Here is a 26,360-nt window from a genome sequence, read left to right on the forward strand (position 1 = left end):
AGGCCCACGACACCCTCCTCAGACGACGTCGTAGGTCAGGTGCGTCGCGGTCGACGTGGGGACCACGTCCCGCCGGACGAGGGTGCGCGCCGCTCCACCGGTGAACAGCGGCGTCCCGGCCCCCAGCACGACGGGGGCCAGGTGCAGCCGCAGGACGTCGACCAGCCCCGCGTCGAAGGCCGAGCCGACCGTCGCGCCGCCGCCCATGAGCACGACGTCGAGGTCCTCGCCCCGCTGCGAGGACGCCGCCTCCGCGCGCTCCCGAGCGGCGGCGACGGCGTCGGGCAGACCGGTGCTCACGAACGTCCAGTCCAGGTCGGTCAGGCGCACCGACCGCGGCGGCGAGCTCGTCACGACGACGAACGCGGGCTTGCCGACCTCGCCGGCGCCGTAGCCGGTCTGGTCGTCCCAGCCTCCCGGCCCGTCGACCACGTCGAAGAGCCGCCGGCCGAGGACGACGGCGCCCGAGCCGGCGGTCGACTCGCGCAGCACCCGGCGGTCGTCGGCGTCCTCGGAGAACGCCCAGGTGTGCAGGGCCTCTCCGCCGTCACCCAGACCGTTGTCGGGGCCGGGGTCGGGACCGGTGACGAAGCCGTCGAGGGAGACCGAGATGTCCGCGATGATCCGAGTCATGCGGGGGAAGACCTGCCCCGCCGCCCGGACTCGTCGCTCCGCCGCGACCGATCTGCACGACCACCGCACCCGTGCGGTGCGGCCACGCGGTGCCGGCTGCGCGGACCGGCACCCCCTGTGATGCTCAGGGCACCGCGGGACACCACGGGGGCACGCTTGCGAAGGGACGGACGCATGACGGTCGACACCGGGCACGACGGGAACGGCGGCGCGGGCGAGTACCACCCGGGCCGGCCGGAGGGCTACTCGACCGAGCGCGCCCTGCGCCTCGAGGAGGCCGGGGTCGCGTTGGGCACGGTGCACGAGCCGGCGCGGGAGACGCCCGTCCACGCGGAGACCGACGTGCTCGTCGTCGGTGGCGGGCCCGCCGGCTGTGCCGCGGCGATCGCGGCGCGCCGCGCCGGGGCCCGGGTCACGCTGGTCGAGCGGTACAACCACCTGGGCGGGCTGTCCACCGGTGGGCTGGTGATCTGGATCGACCGGATGACCGACTGGACGGGGTTCCCGGTGATCTCGGGCTTCGCCACCGAGATCCTCGACCGGCTCCCCGCCGACGCCGTCGCCGGCGCGCCGCGGGAGCTGTGGGGCTCGACCGACCCGGCGCACGTGGAGCACTGGCGGGAGCGTCTCGGCGCGGCCCGCGAGACCGTGACCTGGTCGCCGATGATCGACCCCGAGTGGCTCAAGACGGTCTCCGCCGAGCTGTTGCACCAGGAGGGCGTGGCGCTGGTGCTGCACTCCTGGGTGGTCGGGACGATCCGGGAGGGCCGGACCGTCCGGGGCGTGGTGTTCGAGAGCAAGGAGGGCCGGCGCGCGATCGTCGCCAAGGTGGTCGTGGACGCGACCGGCGACCTCGACGTCTGCGCGGGCGCGGGGGCGCCCTACGAGTCCGACGTCAAGAGCGACGACAGCCCCGTCGCGCACACCCTGAACACCGGCTGGTTGTGGGCCGGGGTCGACTTCGGTCGCTGGCTGGAGTTCCGCAGGGCCGACCCCGGCGGGCACGCGGCGATGATGAGTGCCGCGCGGGAGGCGCTGGGCTACGTCGAGCGTCCCTTCGTGGGCTGGCGTGACGACGTCGCCCTGTTCCTCGGGCCCCGGCTGTCGGGGTACAGCGGCCTCAAGGCCGCCGACCTCACCGCGGTCGAACTCGAGTCGCGGCGGCGGATGCTGGCCCATCTCGAGTTCTTCCGTGCGCACGCGCCCGGCTTCGAGCGCGCGTGGCTCATGCTCTCGGCGCCGCAGGTCGGCGTCCGGCACACCCGCCGGCTGATCGGCCTGCGCAAGATGAGCCGCCCGGACTGGATGGAGGGCATCGTCCACGCGGACGAGATCGGTGTCTCCCCGTCCCCGTCCCAGAAGTACGCCAACATCTCCGTGCCCTACGGGGCCATCGTCGCGCGGGACCTCGACAACGTCCTCGCCGCAGGACGCCACATCGCCAGCGACCCCGCGACCCAGGCCTTCATGCGGGAGATCCCGCAGTGCTGGATGACGGGTCAGGCCGCCGGCGTGGCCGCCGCCCTGACCGTCGCGACCGGCGCGACGACCGCGACCGTCGACGTCGGTCTGGTGCAGCGGGAGCTGCTCCGGCAGGGAGCCCACCTCCGGCCGGCCACGGAGCGGGTCCCCGCTCCGTGACGGCGCACCCCTGACCCGACGGCGATGAGTTCCGTCGTCGGTCCCGGTCTGTCTCCGCACACCCGGTCGACCGCATCAGGGAGGGCCTCATGACCGCCGTCTACACCTTCGACGTCTTCTGCAGCCTCGACGGCTTCGGCTCCTACGGTGAGGACGGCGACTGGGGCGGGTACTGGGGCAAGCAGGGCCCCGAGTTCCTCGACCGCCGGCTCGCCCAGTACGAGCAGCAGCAGCGGCTGGTCCTCGGGGCCCACACCTTCCGGGACTTCACGGAGTACCTCGGCCCCGGCAGCGGGTGGTCCGAGGCAGGCGACCCGATCAACGCCCGGATGAAGAACATGCCGACGACGGTGGTGTCGACGACGCTCGAGGGGCCCCTCGACTGGCCGGACGCGACCCTCGTCAGCGGCGACGCCGTCGACGTGGTCACCCGGCTCAAGGAGGAGTCCGAGCTGCCGTTGCGGTCCCACGGCAGCCTGGCGATGAACCGCTCGCTGATGGCCGCCGGCCTCGTCGACCGCGTCCAGGTGACCATCTTCCCGGTGATCACCGGTCGGACCGGCGAGGCCCCGGTCTTCGGGGGTGCGGCCGACTTCGACCTCGAGCTGCTCGAAAGTCGGACGCTCGACGGCCACACCCAGGAGCTCGTCTACCGGCCCACCCTGCACGGCTGAGTCCAGCCACCCACTCGCCCCCGTCCTCGACGACGTCACGCCCTCCGTCGCGGCGACGGGCGTCGTCGCGCTCCTCGGCACGCCACCGAGGTCGCCGGCCTGGTCCGCGACGACCAGCCGACGGAACCCGCCCCGGGGACGGGCCGTCAGCGCGGACTGACGTCACGGCGCCCGCAGTCCCCCGCCGAGGGAGGGCGACCACCGGGAAGGCGGTGGGCAACGCCGACCGGCTCTCCTACGCTCGCCGCGTGCGACTCCTGGAGCGCGAGCGCCCCCTCGACGTCCTCCTCCACCGTGCGGCGCGCGCCGTCGAGGGCTCCGGCTCGGTCGTCCTCGTGGCCGGCGAGGCGGGCATCGGCAAGACGGTGCTGCTGCGCGACTTCGTCGAGCGGGTGCGAGAGGAGGCACCACCGCTGTGGGGCATGTGCGACCCGCTGAGCACGCCCCGCCCGCTGGGACCGCTGCGCGACGTCGCGGACCAGCTGGGCGGCCCGGTCCCCGGGCTGCTGGGCGGCGCAGCCACCCAGCACGAGGTCTTCGCGGCGGTGCTGGACGCCCTGCGCACCCGCCCGCGCGTGTTCGTGGTGGAGGACCTGCACTGGGCCGACGAGGCCACGCTGGACCTGGTGCGGTTCCTCGCCCGCCGCCTCGCCTCCCTGCCGCTGGTCCTGGTGCTGTCCTACCGCGACACGCTGGGGCCCGGCTCCCCGCTGAGCCCCGTCCTCGGTGACCTGGTGTCCTCGCCGGACGCGCACCGGCTGCAGCTGGCCCCGCTGAGCCGGTCGGCCGTCGCCCGCCTCCTGGACGGGCACGGCCTCGACCCGGCCGACGTGCACCGCAGGACGGCGGGGAACCCCTACTTCGTCAGCCAGATCCTCGCCCAGCCCGACTCCCCGCTGCCCGAGAGCGTCCGGGACGCCGTGCTGGCGCGCGCCGCCGGGCTGGCCGCGTCGGCCCGGCACTGCCTCGAGCTCCTGTCGTGCACGCCGGAGCCGGTCAGCGGCGCGCTGCTGGGGGCGCTGGGGGTGTCGCCGACGACGGTCGGCGTGCTGGCCGGCACCGGCCTGGTCGACCGCCGGGGCCGGGGCGTCGCGTTCCGCCACGAGATCGCCCGGTCCGCCGTCCTCGAGGCCACCGGGCCCGCCGGGGAACCGGCGTTGCACGCGGCCATGATCGACGCGCTCGAGGCGGTCGGCGGGGATCCGAGCGTGCTGGCCCACCATGCCGTCGCCGCCGGGGACGTCCCCCGGATCGTGCGGTACGCCTCCGCGGCCGCGGCCGACGCCTCCCGCTCGGGTGCGCACCGGGAGGCCGTGGCCTCCTACGAGACCGCGCTGCGCCACGCCGGGGACGATCCCGGCACCCGGGCCGCCCTGCTGGAGCCGCTGTCCACCGAGCTGTACCTCACCGACCGGCTGCGGGACGCCATCGCGGCCCGGGAGCAGGCGGTGGAACTGCGCCGTGCGGCCGGAGAGACGGTCGCGGTCGGCATGGGGCACAGCGCGCTCTCCGGCTTCGGCTGGTACGCGGCCGACCGGGCATACGCCGAGCGGCACGACCGGGCCGCGCTGGACATCCTGGCCACCGGCGACGACCGGCGGGCTCTGGGCTTCGCCCTCGCCCACCACGCCTTCCTCGCGGCCCAGCGCGGCGACACGTCGGAGGCGCAGCGGTCCGGGGACCGGGCGGCGCGGATCGCCGACGAGCTCGACGGCGACGTCGTGCTGCGCAGCACCGCCTCCATGGGGGTCGCGATCGCGCGGCTCGGGGCGGGCGACGTCGCCGCGCGGGCCGACCTGCTCGCAGCCACCGACGTCGGGCTGCGCCACCGCGACGACGACCTGGCCACCACGCCGACGAGCAACCTCTGCCACCTCGACGTGGAGCAGGGGCGCTTCGCCGACGCGGAGGAGTCCGTCGCCCTCGCGCTGCGCATCAGCGACGAGCGCGACACCCCGATCTGCACCGGATGGCAGCTCGGTGTCCGGGCGCGGCTGCGCTTCCTCCAGGGCCGCTGGCCCGAGGCCGAGGAGGACGCGCGCGCCGTCCTGCAGTCGGGCGACCTCCCCCTCAGCCACCTGTGGCCGCACCTGGTGCTCGGGCTGCTCTCGGCCCGGCGGGAGGCAGCGCCGGTGAATCCGCACCTGGACGAGCTGTGGCGGCTGGCGCACCGGCTCGACACCCCGGGGTTGGTCGCGCCCGCGGCGGCCGCGCTCGCCGAACAGGCCTGGATCGCCCGGCGTCCCGACCCGCGGCTGGACGAGCCGCTGGTGTCCGGGCTGCTCGCGGGGTCGTTCTCCGGCCGGGCGGCCGCGCTCGGCCCGCTGCTGCGGTGGACGCGGCGCCTCGCCGACGCCGGGGTCCAGCAGGTGGGCCCGCCGGCCCGGCCTCCGGCACCGGCACCGGCACCGGCACTCGAGGACCAGCCCTACGAGCAGGCACTGGCGGCGTGGGACGCCGGGGCGACCGACGACCTGCTGGCGGGCCTCGCGGTGCTGGACGGGCTCGGTGCCCGGGCGGTGGCGGCGCTGTTCCGGGCCCGGCTGCGCGACGCGGGGGTGAGCGGCGTCCCCCGTGGCCGGCTGCCGGCCACGCGGGCCAACCCGGCCGGGCTGACCGCCCGGCAGCTGGACGTGCTGGCCCTGCTGTCCGACGGCCTGAGCAACGCCGACATCGCCGCCCGGCTGGTGATCTCCCGCAAGACCGCCGACCACCACGTGTCGGCGATCCTCGCCAAGCTCGACGTCCACTCCCGCGGCGAGGCGGCGGCGGTGGCCCGGCGGCTCGGCGTCCCGGCCCAGCCGGCCTGACCGCTCCGGGCGCCCCGGCCGCGGGCCCGGACGAACCGGGCCCGCGGCTGGGGCGGCCGTCAGCTCCGCGTGCGCGCGGTCAGGACCAGGTACTCCCAGTCCATGACCGTGCCGTCGGTGCCGTGGTCGAACCGCGCCGCGAGAGCGGTCAGGTCGCGGTCGAGCGCCGCGACCCGCTCCGGGTCGTCGGCGATGTGGCGGTACACCGCGATGGTGGGCCCGTACGCGGTCTTCCAGTACTCGGCCCACGCCGCGGGTGTCGGGAAGCGATCGCAGGTCAGCGTCTGCCGCCGCGTGACGAGGTCGGTGACCCGGTCGCCGAGCAGTGCCCGGACGTGGTCCTCGTCGCCCCACAGCACCGCCGGCTGGGCACCGGGCGGCGGCGGGGGCGCGTAGGGCTTCATCGTCCGGAACATGTCGCCGACGAAGCCCTGCGGGGTCCAGCTGAGGAGGCCGATCGTGCCCCCCGGCCGGCACACCCGGACGAGCTCGTCGGCCGCCTGCTGGTGGTGCGGGGCGAACATGACGCCGATGCAGGACAGCACGACGTCGAACGTCCCGTCGTCGTACGGCAGCGCCTCCGCGTCGCCCTCCTCCCACTCGACGTCCACGCCGTGGCGGGCTGCGAACTCCCGGCCGGCCACGAACAGCTCGGGGGTGAGGTCGCTGGCGACCACCCGTGCCCCGGTCAGCGCGGCCGGGACCGCGGCGTTCCCGGCGCCGGCGGCCACGTCCAGCACCCGGTCACCGGGGCGCACCCCGCTCGCTGCGACCAGCTCGGGCCCCAGCTCGGGGATCAGCTCGATGGCCACCGAGGGGTAGTCCCCCAGGGCCCACATCGCCCGGTGCTTGGCCTTGAGTGCGCGATCGGCGGTGGTGTCGATCGTCTGGGTCATCATCGTCTCCTGGTTCGGCGCACCGCGTCGGTGCGGTGCTGCGGACGAGGAGAACGCTAGGAACGAGGAGGCCCCGGGCTCGACGGGAGAACTCCCCATCTCAGCCGGCGCGGCACCCCATCTCGGGGCCGGCCCCACCTACGACGGAGCACCGATGGTGGGTCGCTCGCCCGCTGCCGCTCCGGGCCTGGTCGCGGGCGGCCCGGTGGTCAACGGGGACGGTCGGCGACCTGTCCGGTCAGCTGGCGCATGAGGCCGGCGTCGTCGCGGACGGCCCAGTGCTCGACTCCCTTGCCGTCCTGCATGCGGATCATGTGCATCTGCCGGTAGGAGAACGTCCGGCCCGTGGCGGCCAGGCCGAAGAAGTCGCCGGTGTGCCGCCCGCTGTGCGTGCAGTACAGGACGACCGTGTCGGCGTCGGTGACCGTGTGGTGGATCGTCCACTGCTGGTCGGAGAACGCCCGGGCGAGCAGGTGCATGAACCCGGCCACGCTCCCGAGCCCGGGCGGGGTCCCGGACGGCGCCTCGTGGTTGACGAAGTCGGCGCTGACGACCTCGGCGAGGGCGGCCTCGTCGTCGGCCGGGAAGATGTCCTCGAGCACCCGGCGGGCGATCGACGTGATGTCTGGTCCGGCGGTGGTGGTCATGACGGCTCCCTCGACAGTGGCGGGGCGTCGACCGGGCGTCGCGCGCCCCTTATTGACGCAAGTAGCATTCTCGCCAATGTCTGAGGACGCAAGACCCCGACGGCGCTACGACGCACCCCGACGCCGGGAGCGTGCCGTGCAGACCCGCCGGCGGATCATCGACGCGGCGACGCGCCTCTTCCTCGACAGGGGCTACGTCGGGACGACGATCCCAGCCCTCGCCGCGGACGCCGGCGTCTCGGTCGAGACGGTGTACCGCTCCGCGGGCGGCAAGGCCGAGCTGTTGGCCGCGGCGGTGCAGGCCGCGCTGGCCGGCGGCGCCGAACGCGCCGAGCTGCCCGTCGAGGAGCGCCCCGCGATCCGCAGGGTCATCGAGGAACCCGACCCTCGCCGGCAGCTGCGGGCCTACGCGGCGACCCAGCCGGGGGTGTGGGGACGGAGCGGCCCGCTCCTGTCCGTCCTCGCGGCCGCCGCCGGGCACGACCCGGCGCTGGCGGCGCTGCAGGACCGGCTCACGGCCCAGCGGCTCGACGGGCTGCGCCGCTTCGCCCAGCTGCTGCACGACCGGGGAGCGCTGCGCTCCGGCCTGCCGGCCGATCGGGCGGCGGACCTGCTGTGGACGATCTGCGCGCAGGCCAACTACGACAGCCTCGTCACCCGACGCGGGTGGACGGCGGACGAGTACCGGACCTGGCTCGGCGACACCCTGATCAGCTCACTGCTCGAGGGCTGAGGCGCCACCCGGTCGGCGGGCGACGGACGAGTCGGCCTGTACGCCGGGAACCGTGACGGCTTATGTGACCGTCGTTGGTCATCGTTGAATCGCCGCTTGAGCAGCGGTCATGCCGTTGGCGGCATGCGACCACTGCTGGCTGTTTGCGGCCCACCTGCGGACTCTGTGCGGACTGAGGGCCGCTACAAGGCGACCGATCGCTGCCCGCCGCGTGTCTCTGAAGGCGGCCTCAGGGACGCCCGTGTCCACGGGGCGACCGCTCGGGGACTACGGGGCGGCCCTCGGATTCCGGCCCACTGCCTTGCGGCGCTCGTGAGCGACGCTGGCGACTTGCGCGGCGGCGAGGAGGGCAGCAGAGACCGCCGTCCACCAGACACCCATGATGGCACTGGCCAGGGCAATCACGACGAAGACAGCGATCAACCCCAGACGGACTGGACTCTGCCACGACCGCTGCACGCCTCGGAGGCTAGGGGACTTGGGCCAGAGTTGGCTGGATGGCAGGGCCGGGCCCACCCGGTCGGGGGCGATCTTCGGGTGTCTCTGAGTGGGCCGCTCAGGGACACGGGCCGGCTGACCTCGAAGGTGGCTTTGGGGACGCCTCCACATGCCGCAGGCGCGTTCACCCGTTCAGTGGATGCTTCGTTATCCGGTCGGCGTCGGAGTCGACGGGGCCCATCCTTAGCGGCGTGAGCGAGCGGACTACCTGGTCGGTCGTCACCGCAGCACTGATGATCGGCTGGGCCGTTGCAGTCGCGCTGCTCTTGGTCGCGTTCACGGACTGGTCAAGCAACACAAAGGTGCTAGTCGCGGCCATCGTCTCGGGTCCGGGAGCGGTGGTAATCCTCTGGCTCCGAAGGAAGCGGCTGCCGGAGTCGCCTACGCGCTGACCCGTCCCTAGGTGGGCCGCTCAGTGACATCTCGGCCGACGGCTGACTGTGAAGACGGCTTGAGGGACACGGCGTGACTGGTTTCAACGACGTGTTCGTCCGTACCGTCCACCGCATGGAGGGGACTGAGACGTCAATGCGCTGGCGCACCCGGCTCGGCTTCTATGTTCTCCTTGCCCTGGTGTGGGCGGTCCTGGCCATCGCGAATTTCAGCCGCGATGCCACCGGCATGGGGTGGGCATGGGTAGCCCTGGCTGGTGCGAGTGCGTCGCTTGCCGTCTTCAGTTGGACGCGGCTGCGGCGCAACGACCGTGTCTCATAGTGGGCCGCTTAGGGACTAGGAGAGCCCCGATTCTCTCGTTCTAGCGCCCGCAAGGCGGCGCCCACCAACAAGCCAACAGCAACGGCGCCTCCGTAGCCCTGCCCATCGAAGAGCCAGTCCCATGACGCAGCCGCAATAGCCAGCACGAGCATGATGGCGATCTGAGGTCGCTTTGACGTCACCGCCGCAGTCTGTGACGCGAGCGACTGCCGCACCATGCGCCTCATCCAAAGGGGTCTCGACCGGTGTCACCTAGTGGGCCGCTTGGGGGCAACCGGCCGCCTCGACGTGAGGGAGGCTCTAGGAACAGCTCAGCCAGTCGGCGCTCGGTGGTCGCGCCCAGGGTCATCGCAAGTCGCGGCTTGCTCTCGCCGCTGGCGCCGACGACCGATCACCCCTGCCGCGAGTATCACGGCCCAGCTGATCGCCGTCGCGGCCCTGATTGCAATGTCGAGGCTGGATCGGTCTTCGGCGAGGACATCTCTGACCAGCAGGCCGATGGTGCCGACGACGAGCACCGCGAGCAGAACTTGGATGCCTGGGTTAGTGGCGAATCCAGTACTCAGACTCCGCTTGCCCATGCGGCCAGCCTAGGAGTCGAAGGCGCGGCGACGTGCCGGGGACCGGGCGCTCACCACAGTGTGTGCGGTTCCGGCTGTCTCTGGGACACCATCGTCATCTCACCCTTGGGCGGCTTAAGTGACATTCGTGCGCGAGGACGCCTGGCGCGCCCCGGGGATACGCGCTCCGTCGTTCACTCGTCTGGTGGACGCTTTTCCCTCGGACTGGCCGTGAGTTGCCCGTCCTCTGTCGGCTGGCCAAAGGTGTGGACGTGGAAGACCCGCCAGACGGCGGCGCACGCCGCCCGTACGAGCAGCAGCCGATCGGATACGCGCGCAGGACCGCGCGGGAGCCAGGGCTTATGCGACAGCGCCGCTGGGACCCTTCCTGCTCCGGCAATCGCTCTGGGGCCTCGTGGGGGGCGTGCTGGGTTACGCGCTCGGCGGCTGGGTCTGGGCGTTGATCATGTTCCTCGGCTGGGGTCTAGCGGCTCTGCCGGTCCGCTGGTGGCTTCGACGGAGGTACGCGAACCGGCACACGGAGCCTCCCGCCAAACCATAAAAACCTTGGGCGACCGTACTGTCCCGTAGTGGGCCCCTTGAGGACAGACACGGCTCCGTGGCGGACACTCAGCTGACCCAGCCGGCCCGGAACCCTGCGACCTGCTGGGAGATGCGGGCGGCCACGCCGGAGGTCTAGCCAGCCGATGGCATCGATAGGCGACACAACCCGTCCGAGTGACATAGCGTGATCAGCCGAACCCTGCCGAGGAGACGGCGCCACAGTCAGTCTCGCATCCGGTTGATCACAGCCTCGGTGCGCTGCTGCGTTTCGCCTCAAAGGCTTCGCCGCAGAGCCGATAGAGGGAGAGAGTCTCGACGATGGCGAGAGCGCTCCCATGACACAAGTCCGTGTCACCTCCAAAGTCTCACAACGACCAACAAGGGACAGAATGAGCGATCCGAACGGGGCGCCGGGACCACAGCAACCTGCTGGCGGTGGGGAGCAGTGGGCCGCCCAGGCGGCAAACGGTCCACCCCCGCAGTGGCAGGCATCCGTGCCCGCTCCCTACCCCATGCCCCTTACGGGGGCGCCCTACCTGCCACAGTGGCAACCCGTACAGGCCGGACCTTCGAGCAAGCCATTCTACAAGCAGCCCCTGTTGTGGGTAGCGGTTGCCATGGCACTGATCCTTTTTTTAGCGGGGATAGCGGTCGGTCGAGCCAGCATCGACGACGAGGCACCTGTCGCGGCCCCCGCAGAGGCGACTGCGGCCGCAACCTCGTCCGCGGAGGACAGCCGGTCGTCCACGCCTGCAACCAGCAGTTCCGCACGACCCACCCCGCCCACGTCCACGCCGCCTCCGCCGCCGCCTACGAATGGCGTCGGCTCAACGGTGGACTTTTCGGGGACCTTGGGAGATGGCAGCCCCGTCGCCGGGTCGGTCACTCTGAACGGTGTACGCCGAGTCAGCGTGGCGGAGGGGTATGCCTCTGAGGCGCCGACGCACGGCTCATGGCTGGTTATCGACGTGACCATTGCCAGCACGACCGGCACGGTCAACTACAACGCTCTCGATTGGGAAGCCGCGACGCCTCAGGGGCAGGTTGAGTCTTACGTCGGCGGGGTCCTCGACAATCAACTCCAGCATGGCGAGGTGCAGCCCGGCCGCATCGTTCGGGGCGAGCTCGCTTTCGACGTGCCAACTGGGCCTGCGTACATCGACTACTCGATCGGCTTCGAGGTGCTGACGACGTTCGAGGTCACCTCTTAAGGGGGGCAGCGCGTCGCCTCCTCGGTGGGCTCGACGGACATCCCAGGGCGTGGTCGTAGGGGTGCGCTGACCCAGCAGTCACCGTGTGGGCGGCCGGGACGGCGAGGTATGCCGCCCCCACGCGAAAGAAGCAGATGTCGACCCGAGACAGGGGCGTGTGCGGCGTTGTCGCGGGAGAGGCTGGGACCGTTGTGACGACGGCCTTTCAGGCGCTTGTGTACGTGCCCGTCACCCGAACGTGTGGACAGCTACTCCCTGGCTGACTTCGCCGAGAAGTTGACGCCCGTGCGCGCGAACTCTCCAGAGGGTCGCCGAGTTCCAGCCGCACGGTAGTGAGTGATCCCGCGGCCGGCCGGGTGACCGTGCGCGAGTACGCGGAGCAGTGGCGGACCACCCAGGTCCATCGACCGACCACTGCCGCCCACGTCGAGACGATGCTGCGCCGCCACGTCTACCCCACCCTCGGGGACGAGCGGCTCGGCTCGGTGCTGCCCAGCGACGTCTAGTCCCTGATCAAGCAGCTGTCCCTCGACCTGGCGCCCGGGACAGTTGGAGTTCACCGCATCCTCGCGGGGATCTTCACGTCCGCCGTCCGCGACCGCCGGATCGTCGCCTCCCCGTGCGAGGGAACCAAGCTGCCGAGGATCCATCGCAGTCGCATCGAGCCGATGACGCTCGAGGCGGTCGAGGCGGTCGAGGCGGTCGAGGCGCTGACCGAAGCCTCACCGGAGAGATACCGGGCCCTGGTCACCCTCGCGGCGGGCACGGGGCTCCGGCAGGGCGAGGCCCTCGGGCTCACCGTCGACCGCATCGACTTCCTGCGCCGGCAGCTGACCGTCGACCGGCAGCTCGTCACCATGCCCGACCGAGCGCCCTACCTCGCGCCACCCAAGACGCAAGCCTCCGTCCGCGTGGTCCCGCTCCCCACGGTCGTCGTCGACGCCTTGGCGGTGCACCTCGCCACCTGGCCGGCCGCCGAGTTCGTCTTCACCACCGAACTCGGCGACCCGATCCGCCGCACGGCGTTCTCCGCAGCCGTCTGGCGACCGGCGGTACGGCGTGCCGGGCTCAGCGGCGTCACGATGCACTCGCTGCGGCACTTCTACGCGAGCCTGCTCATCCGGCACGGCGAATCGGTGAAGACCGTGCAGGCGCGGCTGGGTCACGCGAGCGCCGCCGAGACGCTCGACACCTACAGCCATCTATGGCCCGACTCGGACGACCGGACCAGGGCTGCCGTCGACTCCGTGTTCGGCCGAGTTGCGGACTCAGTGCGGACTGACGCCACCCACTGAACCCATGAGTGCTGGTCAGCGAGGGGCGACGGACGAGTCGGCCTGTACGCCGGGTTCTGTCCACGGGCGCCTCGCGGCCTCCCGATGGGCGGTCATCCCTCTAGGCCTGCCGTTGCCGACAGGCTCGTGCGGTCCACCCGCAGGCATCGGGCGGGCAGCCCTCGAACGCCTGCGCAGGACGGCGGCGGACCGCCGTCCCTCTCGACCTTGCTCCGGGTGGGGTTTACCGAGCCACACCGGTCACCCGGTGCGCGGTGGTCTCTTACACCGCCGTTTCACCCTTACCAGCGGCGAGCCGCTGGCGGTCTGTTCTCTGTGGCACTGTCCCGCGGGTCACCCCGGGTCGCTGTTAACGACCACCCTGCCCTGTGGAGCCCGGACGTTCCTCGGCGACGGGGTCTCCCCCGCCGACGCGACCGCCCAGCCGACTCGTCCGTCGTGCCGACCAGTGTAGTGGCCGGTCAGCCCCAGAAGAGCCGGAAGCCGACCCGGCGCCGCCCGTCCTCGGTCATGGTGGACATGTCGACGATCTGACGTGCCTGCGACTCGACCGGGTCGTCCGACAGCAGCTCCAGGTACCGGCGGTGCTCGGACAGCGACGCCACCGCCAGCTCGACGTGGTCGGCGACGTCCACCTCGTGCGGCGGGTCGGTCATCTCGGAGACGGCGATGTACTGCACACCGCTCCACCGCTCCTCGGTCAGGTCGGGGAAGATCCACTCGTTGGCGGCGTCGGCCACGGCGTCGATCACGCACTGGCCGAGCGCCCGGTGGTCAGCCGAGTTGACGTAGGCCGGGGAGACCCCGGGCGGGGTCCAGGTCGCGCCGAAGTACCCGGTGACGACGAGCTCCGGCCGGTGCCGGCGGATGGCGGCGGCCAGGTCGCGGCGCAGGTCCGGCCCGGCCACGAGGGTGCCGTCCCGGTGGTCGAGGAACTCCACCTCGGTCACCCCGACGACGGCGGCCGACCGGCGCTCCTCGTCCTCGCGCAGGGGCCCCGCCTCGTCCGGGTGCACCCCGGCCATGCCGGCCTCGCCGCGGGTGGCGAGCAGGTAGTGCACCTCCTTGCCGGCCGCCGTCCAGGCCGAGACGGCGGCGGCGATCCCGTACTCGATGTCGTCGGGGTGGGCTGCGACGACGAGGGCGCGCTGCCAGTCGTCGGGCATCCGTGCAGGTGGCATGGGCGGCAGTCTCCTCCGGTCAGGCCGCGGGCCGGTAGGTCAGCAGCGTGACCCCGACGCGGAACGGTTGCTCGGCCACCCGCTGCAGGGGGACGTCCACGCCATCGGGGAACAGCCGGCGGCCGCGGCCGAGCACCCGCGGGAAGACGAACAGCCGGTACTCGTCGACCAGCCCGGCGCGGATCAGCGCGTGGCACAGCGTGATGCTGCCGGTGACGCCGATCTCGCCGTCCGCCGAGTCGCGCAGCGCCCGCACGTCCTCCACCCCGGCGAGGACGCGGGTGTGCTGCCAGTCCGGGTCGGTGATCGTGCGCGAGACGACGTACTTGGTGACCTCGTCGAGGTGGCGGGTGACGCCGGTGGTGTCGTCGGTCTGCGCGGGCCAGAACGAGCGCATCTCCTCGAACGTCCGGCGGCCGACCAGGAAGCCGGTCTGGCCGGCCATGTGCTCCCGCACGACGGCCAGGAGGTCGGAGGTGTCCGCCGCCCCGCTCTGCGGGTCGAACCACCCGCCGGTGGCCTCGACCACTCCGTCGAGGGTCGTGTTCTGGGTGACGACGAGGTGTGCCATGCCGGGGATGACCCGGCCGGTGCCCGGAACTCATCGCCGCGGTCAGCGGCCGGCCACCGCCAGCAGGAGGGCGGCCAGCTCGTCGGGCGCGCTGACCATCGGGTCGTGCCCGGTCGCCAGCTCGACCACCTCCCACCCCGGCTGCGAGCGCACCAGCTCCCGGGACGGTCCGATGGTCGGCAGCGCCGGTGCGGGACAGTCGACGAAGGTGCGCGGCCGGGCGGCCCAGCGGCCGACGTCGAAGTCCAGCGGGTCGTCGTAGACACCCGGCGGCTGGGGCGTCTGCCGCCGCTCGACCCAGTCGGCGTCCGCTCCGGTCAGCCCGTACACCGACGCCGGTGGCGGAGGGAGGAGGCCGTGCTCCGCGATGGCCGCCCGCCGCTGCGCCGCCACCGCCGGCGGGTTCCGGGTCGACCAGCACTCCCCCGACTCCGAGGGGACGACCGCGTCGACGTACACCAGCCGGGCCACGACGTCCCCCAGCCGGTCGGCCGCTCCGGTGACCACCATCCCCCCGTAGCTGTGGCCGACCAGGACGGCGTCCCGGCACTCCTCCGCCCGGACGGCGGTCACGACGTCCTGGACGTGCGTGTCCATCGTGATCGCCGGCGAGAGCTGGTGCGCCCGCTCGCCGAGCCCCGACAGCGTCACCGTGACCACCCGGTGCCCGGCCGCCCACAGCAGCGGCAGCACCCTGCGCCAGCACCAGGCGCCGTGCACCAGGACGATGTCGGTCATCGGCCCATCGTGGCCGGGCGCGGACCGGTCAGCGAGTCGCGGCCGGGGCGCCGGTGGCCGCGCGGTCCGGTGCGCGGCGGCCGCCACCCGGGGCCTCGGCCCGCACCAGCCAGAGCACCAGCAGCCCGCCGAGGACCCCGCCGACACCGCTGACGAGGAACACGTCGCGCAGCCCGTCGGCGTACGAGACCGCCACCAGGTTGGCCAGGGCCTCCCGCGTGGAGGGCTCGGCCGACCCGAGCACCTGGCCGGCCTGCCCGGCGCTGAGCGCGGACGCCGTCCCGGCCGGGTCGGGCGTGCCGGCGTCGGCGAGCACCGAGGCCACCCGCGCGGTGAAGACACTGCCCAGCACCGCGACGCCGAGCGCGAAGCCCAGCTGGCGGGCGGTGTTGACCGCGCCGGAGGCCATCCCGCTGCGCTCGCGCGGCACCGTGGCCAGCGCCGAGGCGGCCAGGGTCGGGTTGGCCGCACCCACCCCGATGCCCAGCACCGTCAGTCCGGGCACGAGCACCACCCACCCGGAGCTGCCGTCGACGAACGCCATGAGCAACGAACCGACCCCGACCAGCCCGAGCCCGCCGGCGAGCACGAACCGCGGGGGCAGCGTCTGCAGGTACCGCCCGGCTCCCGCCGCCACGGCGAAGCTGAGCAGCGACAGCGGGATGAAGACCAGCCCGCCCTGCAGCGGGGACAGCCCGAGCACCGACTGCAGCCACAGCGAGATGAACAGACTCGAGGAGAACGCCGCTCCGTTGAGCAGCAGCGCGCCGAGCATGATGCCGGTGAACGACCGGTTGGCGAACAGGGCGACGTCGAGCATCGGCTCCCGGCGGCGGCGCTCCACGGCGACCCAGCCGGCCAGCACCACGGCCCCACCGGCGAGGGCACCCCACACCGGCGCTCCGGTCCAGCCGTCGGCGGCGGCCCGCACCAGCCCGAAGACGACCAGGCCCGCACCCAGGGTGAACAGCGCGATGCCGGGGACGTCGGGGTGGGGGGCGCCGGGCTGCCGGGCCTCCTGCACCACCGCGAGGGTGAGGGCCACGGCGACCACGCACACCGGGAGGTTCACGAAGAAGATCCAGCGCCAGGACAGCTCGCTGAGCGCGCCCCCGACGATCGGCCCCAGCGCCGCGGCCGCGCCGACCACGGCACCCCACACGCCGAACGCCGTCCCGCGGTCCCGGCCCTCGTAGCTGGTGTTGATCTGGGCGATCGTGGTCGCGAACATCGCCGCCCCGCCGATGCCCTGCACCGCCCGGGCGACCAGCAGCAGCTCCGCGTTCGGCGCCAGCCCGCAGGCCAGGGACGCGACCGCGAACACCACCAGGCCGGCGACGTAGACGCGCCGGCGGCCGTAGAGGTCGGCCAGCGACCCCGCCCCGAGCACCAGCGAGGCCAGTGCCAGCGCGTAGACGTCGACGACCCACTGGAGCTGCCCGTAGGTCGTGGCGAGGTCGGCTGCCATGTCGGGCAGCGCGACGTTCACGATCGTGACGTCGACCAGGAGGATGAACGTGCCGGTGCAGATCGCGACCAGCGGCAACCACTTGCGCACCGGCCGGGGGTGCCCCACCGGTGCAGGCCGCAACCAACCAGTACGCGCGCTCTGCATCACCCCCGGGCCACCCGCAGCGCCACCCGCACCAGCGGCGCCTGCAGCGGCAGCCGGACGGCGGCGACGGCGAGCGGCACCGCACGGCGCGGGACCACCCGGAACGTGTGCAGGTGCGCGGGGACGAACGCCACCAGGAGCCCCGCGGCCGCCCAGCCACCGGCCCGGCGGGTCGCCGGCACCGCCATCAGCGCGGCGGCGCCGAGCTCGGCCAGCCCACTGGCGGTGACCCAGGACCGGGCGTCGCCCAGCTCCGGTGGGACCAGCCACTCGAACGTCCGAGGGCGTACCAGGTGCAGCACCCCCGACCCGGCCAGCGCCGCCAGCAGGACCCTCGCCGTGCCCGGGAGCTCCACCGGCCCACCGTAGGCTCGCCAGCCGTGTCCGCCCTCGACCTGGCCGTCGCGGCGGGGGTCGCACTCGTCGCCGGGGTCATCAACTCCATCGCCGGCGGCGGCTCCCTGATCCTCTTCCCGACGCTCGTGGCCCTGGGCCTGGGGACGGTGGCCGCGAACGTCACCAACTCGATCGCCCAGTGGCCGGGCTACCTGGGCGGCGTCGCGGGCTTCCGGCGCGAGTACACCGGCCAGCGCGGTCGCCTGGTGCGGTTCGGGGGTGTCGCCGTCCTCGGTGGGACGGCGGGCAGCGTGCTGCTCCTGACCACGCCCAGCGAGGCGTTCGACGTCGTCGTCCCCGTGCTGGTCCTGCTGGCCAGCCTGCTGCTGGCGGTGCAGCCCCTGCTCACCCACCGGTTGCGGAGCACCGAGGACGGCGGCCGGCGGCGCGACCCCCGGTGGCTGTACCTCGCGCTGTTCCTCGCCACCGCCTACGGCGGCTACTTCGGTGGCGCGCTCGGCGTCATCCTGGTCGGCGTCCTCGGCATCGGTCTGCAGCGGCTGCAGCTGGCCAACGCGGTGAAGTCCGTCCTGTCGGCGGTCACGGCGACCGTCACGCTCGTGGTCTTCGGCATCTGGGGGCCGGTCGACTGGCTCGTGGTCGCCGTCGCCGCTCCCGCCAGCCTGCTCGGCGGCTTCGTCGGAGCGCGTGTGGCCACCCGCATCCCGGCCGGGCCGCTGCGGGTCCTCATCGTCGGCTTCGGGACGGTGGTGGCGGTCTACCTGTTCCTCCGGCGGTGACCTGCGCGGTTCCTTGCTCCCAAGGGGTGAACGGGGTCCACCTCGGCGCAGCTGCGTCCGATGGAGAGGGCATGCCGGTCCCTTCCCGCCCACGGCTGCTCCCGGGTGCTCCCCGGTGGACGCTCGCGGTCGTGCTCCTCCTCGCCGCCACGGTGGTGGCCGAGGTGGCGAACGAGCGCGCCGCCGGCCAGGCAGGGCCGCCCCCCTCCCTCCTGGCGCTCGCTCTGCACGGCGGCGTGTGCGTGATGCTGGTCTGGCGGGCCCGCACCATGCCGCAGGAGCGCGCGGTGTGGGAGCGACTCGCCGCCGGGGCCGTCGTCTTCTCCGCGGCCGCTGTCGCCACGACGGTGCTCGGACTGTTCCCCGCCACCCGCGACGTCGCTGCCCTGCCCATGACCTGGGCGCCGGTACTGGCCTTTCCGCTCGTCTACGGCGGGCTGGTGCGCTGGAACCGCTTCGGCACGAACCTCGCCGATCCGAACGACGTCCTCAACGGCTCCTCGGCGGTGCTGGCGATGACGGCGGTGCTCAACACCGTCCTGACCGCCGCGGGGAGCCGGCTCCTCGACGGCCCGTGGTGGCAGGTCCAGGGCCTGCTCGCCCAGGTCGCGACCGCTGGCGTCCTGGTCGGCACCTCGCTGTCGGTGATCGGCCTCGGGGGGATGCGGCGCGACCCTCGTGGCTGGCTGGTCGCCGGAGCCTTCGCCCTGGCCCTCATCGGGCACGTTGGAGCGGTCGCGCAGGGAGGCGTCCCCAGTGGCTGGCCGGCTGCGGCGTTCGCACTCGGGGTGTGCTCCCTGGCGGTGGCCGCCGCCATGCGTCCCGCGCGCGTGGACCCCCAGCCGACCGACCCGACCGCGTCGACGGTCGGCGCCTTCGTGGTCATCCTCGCGTCCACCGCGGTACTGGGGGTGGACAGCGGCCTGGACGGCGCCGGCGCCGCCACCTGGTGTGCCGCCCTCGCCGCGATCGGCTCCAGCGTGCGGCTGCTGGTCAACGTGCGGGAGCTGGCCCAGCTGGCGGTCTCCCGCCGCGAGGCGCTCACCGACGAGCTCACCGGCCTGGCGAACCGGCGGGCCGTCCTGCGCCGGATCGACGAGCTGTGCGAGGAGGGGTCGTCCCTGAGCTTCGCGCTGCTCGACCTGGACAAGTTCAAGGAGGTCAACGACGGCCTCGGGCACTCCGCCGGCGACGAGCTGCTCCGGCTGGTGGCAGCCCGGCTGCGCCCGGTGCTGCGACCCGGTGACCTGCTCGGCCGCCTGGGCGGTGACGAGTTCGCCGTCGTCGCCCCGACGGAGATCGGTGCCGCCTCCGAGGACGCCGCCGCAGCGCTGGGCCGGCGGTTGGTCGCGCATCTGGGCGAGCCCTTCCGGGTGGGTGGCATGTCGGTGCACGTCGCGGCGAGCATCGGCCTGGCCAGCTCCGGTGGGCGGTTCCCGGCAGAGGGCGCCGGCGCCCCGGAGCTGTTGCTCCGGTGGGCCGACGCGGCGATGTACGACGCGAAGCGCTCGGGGACCGGCGTGGCCGTCTACGACAGCACCCGGCACGCCGACAGCAGCACGCACCTGGGCCTGGTCGAGCAGCTGCGCACCGGCATCCGCACCGGTGAGCTGGTCCTCCACCACCAGCCGCAGGTGGACGTCGCCACCGGCGTCCCCCTGGGTGTGGAGGCACTCGTCCGCTGGGCGCACCCGGTCCGGGGGCTGCTCGGCCCGACCGAGTTCCTGCCGCTGGCGGAGGTGCACGGCCTCATGGGCCTGGTCACCGACGAGGTGCTGCGCCAGGCGGTGGCGCAGGCCTCGGCGTGGTGGCACGGCGGCCGGCGGCTGCGCATGTCGGTGAACCTCTCGGCGAGCAACCTGCTCGACACCGACCTGCCGCACCGGGTCTCCGGACTGCTGCTCGACCACGCCCTCCCGCCGGAGGCCCTGGTCCTCGAGGTCACCGAGAGCGTGCTGATCAGCGACCCCGACCGCAGCCTCGCGGTCGTCGCCCGGCTGGCCGACCTGGGCGTCACGGTCAGCATCGACGACTTCGGCACCGGCTACTCGTCGCTGTCCTACCTCCGCGAGCTGCCGGTCGGCGAGCTGAAGCTCGACCGCTCCTTCACCAGCGGCCTGCTCACCGACACCCGGACCGAGGCCATCGTGGCCAGCACGATCACCCTGGCCCACCGGCTGGGCCTGCGGGTCGTCGCCGAGGGCGTCGAGCACGGCGACACCCTGGCCCAGCTGGCGGTGCTGGGCTGCGACGACAGCCAGGGGTACCTGCACTCGCCGCCACTGCCGGCCGACCGGCTGGAGCGCTGGCTCGACCAGGTCCGGTCGCCCGCCCTCCAGGCCGCTGGGGTCCCCGCGCGGACGTAGGCCCACCGCTCGTGGACGCTGGCGCGGGTCCTGGGGCGGACGGGACGGACGGGACGCCCCCCGGGGACACGCGCCCCTCGCCTCCCGCGAGCGGGCTGCCGGCTCCTTAGCGTCGGTCCATGCGCGAGAACCGACTCTCCCCGGTCCGGAACGCGGGCGACTGCTCCACCGGACGCATCCAGCGACTGCACCTGATCGCCGCGGCCCGGGCGGCCGCCGTCCGCCCGACGTCCCCGCAGCAGGTGTCCGACATCGTGCGGGTCACCGTCGACGACGAGGTGGACACCCGCACCTTCAAGGCGATCGTCGCCGACATCTCCGACGACGTCCTCCGCTGAGCGGAGGCCTTCGGAACCGGACGGCCCTACTCGCCGCCGCGACCCGGCTGGCCGATCGCGATCATCGCCTCGACGGCCCGGCGGGCGCGCGCGGCGGTCTCCGGGTCGACGTCGACCGCCCCCTCGCCGGTGCGCAGCGTGTGCAGCAGCTTGGCGGGCGTGATCATCTTCATGTAGCGGCAGGCGGCGCGCTCGTTCATCGGGATGAACTGCGTGCCGGCGTTCAGCGCCCGCAACTGGTGCAGGATGCCCACCTCGGTGGCCACCAGCACCTCCCGCGCCGAGGTGCGGCCGGCCTCCTCGACCATGCCGCCGGTGGACAGCACCCGCGTCCGGTCGGCCGGCAGGTCGCCGTGGCTGACCAGGTCGAGCACCGAGGTGGTGCAGCCGCACTCGGGGTGCACCAGGATCTCCGCGTCCGGGTGGGCGGCGACCTGCGCGCGGACGTCGGAGGGGCTGATGCCGGCGTGCACGTGGCACTCCCCCGCCCAGATGTGGATGTCCTCCCGGCCGGTCACCCGCTTGACGTGCGCGCCCAGGAACTGGTCCGGGCAGAACAGGATCTCGCGGTCGGCCGGGATGGACCGGACGACGTCGGCGGCGTTGGACGACGTGCAGCAGATGTCGGTCTCGGCCTTCACCGCCGCGGTGGTGTTCACGTAGCTGACGACGACCGCGCCGGGGTGCTGGGCCTTCCACTCGCGCAGCTGCTCGGCGGTGATCGAGTCGGCCAGCGAGCAGCCGGCCGCGTGGTCGGGCAGCAGCACGGTCTTGTCCGGCGAGAGGATCTTCGCCGTCTCGGCCATGAAGTGGACGCCGCAGAAGACGATCTCGCGGGCATCGGTCTGCGCCGCGACCCGGGACAGGTAGAGCGAGTCACCGGTGAAGTGCGCGACGTCCTGGATCTCGGGCACCTGGTAGTTGTGCGCCAGGACCACCGCCCCGCGCTCCTCGGCCAGCCGGCGCACCTCGGCCGCCCAGCTCTCGTACTCGGCCGGCGAGAGGGTGCGCTCGTCACCGACGACGGCGGACGTGGCGGGGGCGATGGTCGCGGTCACGGATCTCCTCGGGATCGGGGCTGTCCCATGATCCCCCGGCCGTCGCCGTGGCTGTGGCGCGGGGCACCCGGTGCAACACCACGCCGGTGGCCGCCCTTCCCCGTCTGCGCCGGACGTCGTGGACGAGGCGGGTGACCCGCTTCCCCGGCACGGTCCGCGCGTCCTCGAGCAGCACGCCTCGTGTCGCCGGGACCACCTCGTGTCGCCGGGACCCGTGGGTCCGCTGTCACAGGAGACGGCGCCGGCGTCCTCGACTCATCCGTTGAGCACGGTCTCAGCGCAGGTGGGCGGTGTCGTTGACCAGCCGGACCGACGAACGGCCGTCCGAGCTCCAGGCGACGGTGCAGAACGACGCCGCCTCGAGGAACACCCGGTGGACGACGTCGTCGGCGACGTCGAGCCCGGCGGCCAGCAGCAACTTGATCGGCGTGACGTGGCTGACCACCAGGACCGTCTTCCCGGCGTGCTCCCGGAGGAGGCGAGCGCGGGCGCGACCGACCCTCGTGGCGACGTCGGCGACCGACTCACCGCCCGGCGCGGCGACGGTGACGTCGGCGATGAACCGGCGGGTGGCCAGCGGGTGCTTCTCCCGCGCCTCGTCGGCGGTCAGCCCCTCCAACTCGCCGAAGTCGAGCTCGACCAGGTCGTCGTCCAGCTGCACCGGCAGGCCGAGGACCGCGGCGACGACCTCGGCGGTCTCCCGGGTGCGGCGCAGCGGAGAGGCCACGACGACCTCGATGCCCAGTTCTCGCGCCCGGACGGCGGCGGCCTCGGCCTCGGCCCTCCCGATGGCCGACAGCGGCAGGTCGTTACGGCCGCTGTAACGACGCTCCGGGGTGTGCTCGGTGCGCCCGTGCCGCAGCAGGTGGGTCAGCGTGGTGACGGTGGGGACGGGCTCGGCGACCGGCTGGACGTCGTCCTCCGTGGTCGCGGGCTCGGCGACCAGGTCGCGATGTACCGGACGGCCGTCCATGGCGCTGTTGGCCAGGGCGTCCGCGGCGCCGTTCTGCGCGCGCGGAACCCACGTGTAGCGGACCGTGCCGAGCTGGCGGGCGATGGCCCGCGCCTGCAGGGCGAGCTTCTGCATGTCCGGGTGCTTGACCTTCCAGCGACCCGACATCTGCTCGACCACCAGCTTGGAGTCCATCCGGACCTCGACGTCGGCACCCGGGTCCAGGTCGAGGACGGCCTGCAGCCCGGCGACCAGCCCGCCGTACTCGGCGACGTTGTTGGTCGCCCGGCCCACCGACTCGGCCCGCTCGGCGAGCACCTTCCCTGTTGTGGCGTCCCGGACCAGGGCGCCGTAGCCGGCCGGGCCGGGGTTCCCCCGCGAGCCGCCGTCGGCCTCGACGACCAGCCGTCGGCTCACAGTCCGGACTCGGCGGTGCGGACGAGGATCCGGCCGCAGTTCTCGCATCGCACGACCTCGTGCGGATCGGCGTTGCGGACGGCGGCGAGCTCGCGCCCGTTGAGCTCGATCCGGCAGCCCTGGCACTGGCGGGCCTTGAGCATCGCCGCACCGGTGGCTCCGGTCTGGGTGCGGATCCGCTCGTAGAGCTTCAGCAGGTCCGCGGGGATCCTCGCGGCGGCGTCGCTGCGGGCGGCATCGTGCGTGGTGGTGCCGTCGGCGATGTCGGCGAGGGCGTCGTCGCGCAGCTGCTCCGCCCGCTCCTTCTGGGCCTGTGCCTCCTGCTGCCCCTCCTGCGCCCGGGCGAGGGCGGCCTCGGCCGTCTCGAGCTGCTCCATGAGCTCGAGTTCCTGGTCCTCGAGGTCGGACTGGCGGCGAGCCAGTGACTGCAGCTCGTGCTGCAGGTCGGTCATCTGCTTGGGGTTGACGCTGCCGGAGTCGAGCAGCTTCTGGTCCTTGGCCGCACGCTGCCGCACGGTCTCGACGTCGCCCTCCAGCCGCTTGACCTCCCGCTGCAGGTCGCGCACCGCGGTCTCGGCGTGCACCACCGCGGCAGCGAACTCGCGTTCGGTGTCGGAGGCGGTCTCGACCGCGGCGTTCTCGGGGAGGGTGCGCTTGCGGTGGGCGAGCTGCGCCAGCGCGACGTCCTCAGCGGCCAGGGCCAGCAGCTTCTGCTGGTCGAAGTGGTCGGCCTTCACCCGCTCAACCTACCTGCGGGGTGACGGCTCCCCGACGCTCGCGGCATGCCACGTCCAGGGGTCGGTGCGCCGCCGCGACACGGCCACCTCGACGCGGCCGGAGAGGTCGCCGCGCAGCGCCTCCGCGGCGACCGGCAGCCACGGCCACTCCGAGGCGAAGTGCGCCACGTCGCACAGGGCCGGACCTGCCGACTCCTGCGACTCCGAGGCGGGGTGGTGGCGCAGGTCGCTGGTCAGGAGGACGTCGGCGCCGGCGGCCACGGCGGCCGGCAGCAGGGACCCGCCGCTGCCACCGCAGACGGCGACGGTCTCGATGCGGCGGTCGGGGTCCCCGGCGGCCCGGACGCCGCCCACCGTGACCGGGAGGACGGCGGCCACGTGCGCGGCGAAGGCGGCCAGGGTCGTCGGCTCGGGCAGCCGGCCCACGCGGCCCAGCCCTGCCCGGGGATCGCCGGCAGCGGGCTGGAGCGGTGCGGTGCCGGTGAGGCCCAGTGCCGCGGCGAGGGCGTCGTTGACGCCGGATGCGGGCGCCCGGTCGGCGTTGGTGTGGGCGACGTAGAGGCCGGCGCCGGCCCGGATCAGCCGGTGCACCAGCCGGCCCTTGGGGTCGTCGGCCGGCACGCCGTGGACCGGGGTGAGCAGCAGCGGGTGGTGCGTGACCAGCAGTTGTGCACCCGTCTCGACCACCTCGTCGACGACCGCGGTCACCGGGTCGACGGCGAACAGCACCCGGCGCACCGGCTCGTCGGGGTCCCCGCAGACCAGTCCGACGGCGTCCCACTCCTCGGCGAGCGCGGGGTCGTACCGCGCCTCGAGCGCGGCGACCACCTCCCCCAGTGTCACGGCCACGGCGGGACTGTAGGCGAGCCGTCCCTTCCGGAGGCCGTCAGCGGGCGATCGCCGAGCCGGCGCTCAGAAGGGTGGTGGGTCCTCGGCGGGGTCGGGTGCCGGTGGTGGCGGTCCCGGTGGCGCGGTCAGGACCCGGGCGCCGGTGACGGGCAGCTTGGTTCGGTGCTCCTCGGGTGGGCGTCGGTCGGCTGGGTCCCGGCCGTTGGGCGAGTGGTCGGGTGGTCGGGTGCTGCGGGTGACGCCGCTGGGGGTGGTCACGGTCAGCACCCCGTCGGGGGTCATCGCGTACCGCCAGCCGCGGGCGTGGGTCTTGAGCCGGTGGTGCCGGCGGCACAGGCAGCACAGGTTCTCGCACGCCGTCGGCCCACCGCACGCGTAGGACTCGACGTGGTCGAGGTCGGCCCAGCCGGCCCGGTTGGAGCAGCCGGGATGCCGGCAGGTCCGGTCGCGGGTCTGCACCCACCGCCGTTGCGCGGGCGTCGGCTCGTAGCGGCCGATCGGCGGCGGCCGGTCCAACACCGGACAGGCGCAGGTGTCTGGTGCCGGGTGGTCGTCGGACGCCGCCTGCGCTGTGTCGGGTCGCCGTCGGCGGCGGCGTTTCCGGCCGGGGGGCTGGTCGTGGGTGGGGCAGCCGCGGCGGGCGATGCTCTCCAGTTCCCGCCGGGACGCGGTCGCGCGCAGGGTGCCGTCCGGGTCGGTGATCGCCACCGTCAGACTGCCCCCGGTCGGAGCCTGCAGCCCGCCGGGACAGACCGCGTCCAGCTGGATCAGCAGCTCCCGGACGTGGGAGGCGGTGATCGGCTCGCCACCCACCACCGCGGTCGGTGCGGGCACCGACCCCGGTCGCACCAGCACCGCACCAGGACCATCCGAGCCGGGCGGATCAAGCGCGGTCAGCGCCGCCCCAGCGGTGCCGGGCCCGGATGAGCGGAGCGCGTCCAGGGGCGCAGCACCCGCCCGAGTCGTGGTGGGGTGGAGCGCGTCCAGGGGTGTGGTGATGGTCAACTGGGCGGTCACCGGATCCCGGGTGTCGTCCCACGGCCGCAGGGTCAGGTCGGCCAACACACCCACCCGCAGCACCCCCAGGGGGCGGTCGTCGCCGGCGGCCTTGGCGGCGCGGGCGTGGGTGGTGAGGGTGTCCCGGACCGCGGCGGCGAGCGGCTGCGGCATCCGCGCCACCAGCTCGGCCATCCCGTCCCCGGCCGGGCGGACGGTCACGTCCGCGGCCGCCTCCGCATCCCGCCGCCGGGCCTCCGCCGCCGCGGCATCCCGGGCGGTCAGCTCCCGCCGCACCACCGCGGTCAGCTGCCGGACCGACAGCTCCATCGCCGTCGGCAACACCGCGGCCTCCACCGCCCCGATCACCAGCGGATCGGTGGACCGCGCCTTCCACCCCAGCTCGTGCGCGACCGCCCGCGCCCGCGGCCAGTCCAGCCGCCCGTCGGCCAGCGCCGCCCACGTGCCGGGCAACTTCCCGACCAGCGTCACCGCCTGATCGATCAGCACCGAGGCCGCCGACCGCGAGA

At 73.6% G+C, this 26,360-nt stretch carries 25 protein-coding genes and 1 other RNA gene; 11 read left to right on the top strand and 15 right to left on the bottom strand.

What is annotated here, in order from left to right; genetic code table 11:
* Positions 1-18: 18 nt before the first annotated feature.
* Positions 19-633, bottom strand: coding sequence for a dihydrofolate reductase family protein (locus GCU56_RS21635; protein ID WP_163484182.1), 615 nt, complete (start codon positions 631-633; stop codon positions 19-21).
* Positions 634-807: 174 nt separating this feature from the next.
* Here GCU56_RS21635 and GCU56_RS21640 point away from each other — a divergent pair, with 174 nt between their 5' ends.
* The 3 genes from GCU56_RS21640 to GCU56_RS21650 all read left to right on the top strand — a co-directional run bounded on the left by GCU56_RS21640 (position 808) and on the right by GCU56_RS21650 (position 5,758).
* A complete protein-coding gene (locus GCU56_RS21640) occupies positions 808-2,274 on the top strand; it encodes an FAD-dependent oxidoreductase (RefSeq protein ID WP_163484184.1) in 1,467 nt (488 codons plus the stop codon).
* 89 nt (positions 2,275-2,363) lie between these two features.
* Complete coding sequence (locus GCU56_RS21645; protein WP_163484186.1) at positions 2,364-2,948, top strand: dihydrofolate reductase family protein; 585 nt, start codon at positions 2,364-2,366, stop codon at positions 2,946-2,948.
* A gap of 248 nt (positions 2,949-3,196) precedes the next feature.
* A complete protein-coding gene (locus GCU56_RS21650) occupies positions 3,197-5,758 on the top strand; it encodes an AAA family ATPase (RefSeq protein ID WP_163484188.1) in 2,562 nt (853 codons plus the stop codon).
* Between the two features lie 59 nt (positions 5,759-5,817).
* On the opposite strand, the gene GCU56_RS21655 is transcribed toward GCU56_RS21650, so the two are convergent.
* Both GCU56_RS21655 and GCU56_RS21660 read right to left on the bottom strand, forming a co-directional pair.
* Complete coding sequence (locus GCU56_RS21655) at positions 5,818-6,654, bottom strand: class I SAM-dependent methyltransferase (RefSeq protein WP_163484190.1); 837 nt, start codon at positions 6,652-6,654, stop codon at positions 5,818-5,820.
* 209 nt (positions 6,655-6,863) lie between these two features.
* Complete coding sequence (locus tag GCU56_RS21660; RefSeq protein WP_163484191.1) at positions 6,864-7,301, bottom strand: ester cyclase; 438 nt, start codon at positions 7,299-7,301, stop codon at positions 6,864-6,866.
* A 136-nt stretch (positions 7,302-7,437) separates the two neighbouring features.
* Here GCU56_RS21660 and GCU56_RS21665 point away from each other — a divergent pair, with 136 nt between their 5' ends.
* Entirely contained in the window at positions 7,438-8,034 is a 597-nt protein-coding gene (locus GCU56_RS21665; protein ID WP_163484192.1) for a TetR family transcriptional regulator, read from the top strand.
* A 963-nt stretch (positions 8,035-8,997) separates the two neighbouring features.
* On the top strand, positions 8,998-9,246 hold the full coding sequence (locus GCU56_RS21670) for a hypothetical protein (protein WP_163484193.1): 249 nt from the start codon (positions 8,998-9,000) through the stop codon (positions 9,244-9,246).
* Positions 9,247-9,557: 311 nt separating this feature from the next.
* Here GCU56_RS21670 and GCU56_RS21675 read toward each other — a convergent pair whose 3' ends face one another.
* Positions 9,558-9,827 carry a hypothetical protein gene (locus tag GCU56_RS21675; protein ID WP_163484194.1) on the bottom strand — a complete coding sequence of 90 codons (270 nt, stop codon included), beginning with the start codon at positions 9,825-9,827 and terminating at the stop codon, positions 9,558-9,560.
* A 1,160-nt stretch (positions 9,828-10,987) separates the two neighbouring features.
* Here GCU56_RS21675 and GCU56_RS25890 point away from each other — a divergent pair.
* The 3 genes from GCU56_RS25890 (at position 10,988) to GCU56_RS21690 (ending at position 12,876) form a co-directional block, all read left to right on the top strand.
* Complete coding sequence (locus tag GCU56_RS25890; RefSeq protein WP_440588759.1) at positions 10,988-11,581, top strand: DUF4352 domain-containing protein; 594 nt, start codon at positions 10,988-10,990, stop codon at positions 11,579-11,581.
* A gap of 332 nt (positions 11,582-11,913) precedes the next feature.
* Positions 11,914-12,087: a hypothetical protein gene (locus tag GCU56_RS21685; RefSeq protein WP_163484196.1), complete on the top strand. Its 174-nt coding sequence runs from the start codon at positions 11,914-11,916 to the stop codon at positions 12,085-12,087.
* Between the two features lie 162 nt (positions 12,088-12,249).
* Positions 12,250-12,876, top strand: coding sequence for a site-specific integrase (locus tag GCU56_RS21690; protein ID WP_163484197.1), 627 nt, complete (start codon positions 12,250-12,252; stop codon positions 12,874-12,876).
* A gap of 29 nt (positions 12,877-12,905) precedes the next feature.
* On the opposite strand, the gene rnpB is transcribed toward GCU56_RS21690, so the two are convergent.
* The 6 genes from rnpB to GCU56_RS21720 form a co-directional block, all read right to left on the bottom strand.
* Positions 12,906-13,308, bottom strand: an RNA gene (rnpB, locus tag GCU56_RS21695) — RNase P RNA component class A.
* A 29-nt stretch (positions 13,309-13,337) separates the two neighbouring features.
* Positions 13,338-14,057, bottom strand: coding sequence for a PIG-L deacetylase family protein (locus GCU56_RS21700; protein ID WP_163484199.1), 720 nt, complete (start codon positions 14,055-14,057; stop codon positions 13,338-13,340).
* 19 nt (positions 14,058-14,076) lie between these two features.
* Complete coding sequence (locus GCU56_RS21705; protein ID WP_163484201.1) at positions 14,077-14,628, bottom strand: dihydrofolate reductase family protein; 552 nt, start codon at positions 14,626-14,628, stop codon at positions 14,077-14,079.
* 42 nt (positions 14,629-14,670) lie between these two features.
* On the bottom strand, positions 14,671-15,366 hold the full coding sequence (locus tag GCU56_RS21710) for an alpha/beta fold hydrolase (RefSeq protein ID WP_163484203.1): 696 nt from the start codon (positions 15,364-15,366) through the stop codon (positions 14,671-14,673).
* A gap of 28 nt (positions 15,367-15,394) precedes the next feature.
* Positions 15,395-16,924 (bottom strand): DHA2 family efflux MFS transporter permease subunit, encoded by a 1,530-nt coding sequence (locus GCU56_RS21715; RefSeq protein WP_163484205.1) that lies wholly within the window; start codon positions 16,922-16,924, stop codon positions 15,395-15,397.
* A 56-nt stretch (positions 16,925-16,980) separates the two neighbouring features.
* Positions 16,981-17,337 carry a hypothetical protein gene (locus GCU56_RS21720; protein ID WP_163484207.1) on the bottom strand — a complete coding sequence of 119 codons (357 nt, stop codon included), beginning with the start codon at positions 17,335-17,337 and terminating at the stop codon, positions 16,981-16,983.
* 24 nt (positions 17,338-17,361) lie between these two features.
* On the opposite strand from GCU56_RS21720, the gene GCU56_RS21725 reads away from it, so the two are divergent.
* The 3 genes from GCU56_RS21725 to GCU56_RS21735 all read left to right on the top strand — a co-directional run bounded on the left by GCU56_RS21725 (position 17,362) and on the right by GCU56_RS21735 (position 20,821).
* Positions 17,362-18,117, top strand: a complete 756-nt coding sequence (locus GCU56_RS21725; protein WP_163484209.1) for a TSUP family transporter — start codon at positions 17,362-17,364, stop codon at positions 18,115-18,117.
* A gap of 71 nt (positions 18,118-18,188) precedes the next feature.
* Positions 18,189-20,483, top strand: coding sequence for a putative bifunctional diguanylate cyclase/phosphodiesterase (locus tag GCU56_RS21730; protein ID WP_163484211.1), 2,295 nt, complete (start codon positions 18,189-18,191; stop codon positions 20,481-20,483).
* Positions 20,484-20,602: 119 nt separating this feature from the next.
* Entirely contained in the window at positions 20,603-20,821 is a 219-nt protein-coding gene (locus tag GCU56_RS21735; protein ID WP_163484213.1) for a hypothetical protein, read from the top strand.
* A gap of 26 nt (positions 20,822-20,847) precedes the next feature.
* Here the strand turns inward: GCU56_RS21735 and nadA are convergent, their stop codons facing one another.
* From nadA to GCU56_RS21760, 5 genes are all read right to left on the bottom strand, one after another.
* The gene (gene nadA / locus GCU56_RS21740; protein WP_345771998.1) at positions 20,848-21,879 is read right to left on the bottom strand and encodes a quinolinate synthase NadA; all 1,032 of its coding nucleotides are present in this window, start codon (positions 21,877-21,879) and stop codon (positions 20,848-20,850) included.
* A gap of 274 nt (positions 21,880-22,153) precedes the next feature.
* The gene (locus GCU56_RS21745; RefSeq protein WP_345771999.1) at positions 22,154-23,248 is read right to left on the bottom strand and encodes a bifunctional RNase H/acid phosphatase; all 1,095 of its coding nucleotides are present in this window, start codon (positions 23,246-23,248) and stop codon (positions 22,154-22,156) included.
* The gene (locus tag GCU56_RS21750) at positions 23,245-23,985 is read right to left on the bottom strand and encodes a CT398-like coiled coil hairpin domain-containing protein (RefSeq protein ID WP_163484217.1); all 741 of its coding nucleotides are present in this window, start codon (positions 23,983-23,985) and stop codon (positions 23,245-23,247) included. The genes GCU56_RS21745 and GCU56_RS21750 overlap by 4 nt, the downstream gene beginning before the upstream one ends.
* A gap of 9 nt (positions 23,986-23,994) precedes the next feature.
* Complete coding sequence (locus GCU56_RS21755) at positions 23,995-24,834, bottom strand: Nif3-like dinuclear metal center hexameric protein (RefSeq protein WP_163484219.1); 840 nt, start codon at positions 24,832-24,834, stop codon at positions 23,995-23,997.
* Between the two features lie 63 nt (positions 24,835-24,897).
* Positions 24,898-26,360: HNH endonuclease signature motif containing protein (locus tag GCU56_RS21760; RefSeq protein WP_163484221.1), on the bottom strand; the 1,463-nt coding region annotated here is incomplete at its 5' end.

It is taken from the genome of Geodermatophilus sabuli, assembly GCF_010686765.1.
In the GTDB taxonomy this organism is placed as follows: domain Bacteria; phylum Actinomycetota; class Actinomycetes; order Mycobacteriales; family Geodermatophilaceae; genus Geodermatophilus; species Geodermatophilus sabuli_A.

Excerpts from the sequence above, each read along its gene's own strand:
- GCU56_RS21730 (WP_163484211.1), top strand. The coding sequence starts at position 18,189 with ATGCCGGTCCCTTCCCGCCCACGGCTGCTCCCGGGTGCTCCCCGGTGG.
- GCU56_RS21655 (WP_163484190.1), bottom strand. The coding sequence starts at position 6,654 with ATGACCCAGACGATCGACACCACCGCCGATCGCGCACTCAAGGCCAAG.
- GCU56_RS21705 (WP_163484201.1), bottom strand. The coding sequence starts at position 14,628 with ATGGCACACCTCGTCGTCACCCAGAACACGACCCTCGACGGAGTGGTC.
- GCU56_RS21735 (WP_163484213.1), top strand. The coding sequence starts at position 20,603 with ATGCGCGAGAACCGACTCTCCCCGGTCCGGAACGCGGGCGACTGCTCC.
- GCU56_RS21660 (WP_163484191.1), bottom strand. The coding sequence starts at position 7,301 with ATGACCACCACCGCCGGACCAGACATCACGTCGATCGCCCGCCGGGTG.
- GCU56_RS25890 (WP_440588759.1), top strand. The coding sequence starts at position 10,988 with ATGGCACTGATCCTTTTTTTAGCGGGGATAGCGGTCGGTCGAGCCAGC.
- GCU56_RS21635 (WP_163484182.1), bottom strand. The coding sequence starts at position 633 with ATGACTCGGATCATCGCGGACATCTCGGTCTCCCTCGACGGCTTCGTC.
- GCU56_RS21675 (WP_163484194.1), bottom strand. The coding sequence starts at position 9,827 with ATGGGCAAGCGGAGTCTGAGTACTGGATTCGCCACTAACCCAGGCATC.
- GCU56_RS21640 (WP_163484184.1), top strand. The coding sequence starts at position 808 with ATGACGGTCGACACCGGGCACGACGGGAACGGCGGCGCGGGCGAGTAC.
- GCU56_RS21690 (WP_163484197.1), top strand. The coding sequence starts at position 12,250 with ATGACGCTCGAGGCGGTCGAGGCGGTCGAGGCGGTCGAGGCGCTGACC.
- GCU56_RS21710 (WP_163484203.1), bottom strand. The coding sequence starts at position 15,366 with ATGACCGACATCGTCCTGGTGCACGGCGCCTGGTGCTGGCGCAGGGTG.
- GCU56_RS21700 (WP_163484199.1), bottom strand. The coding sequence starts at position 14,057 with ATGCCACCTGCACGGATGCCCGACGACTGGCAGCGCGCCCTCGTCGTC.
- GCU56_RS21645 (WP_163484186.1), top strand. The coding sequence starts at position 2,364 with ATGACCGCCGTCTACACCTTCGACGTCTTCTGCAGCCTCGACGGCTTC.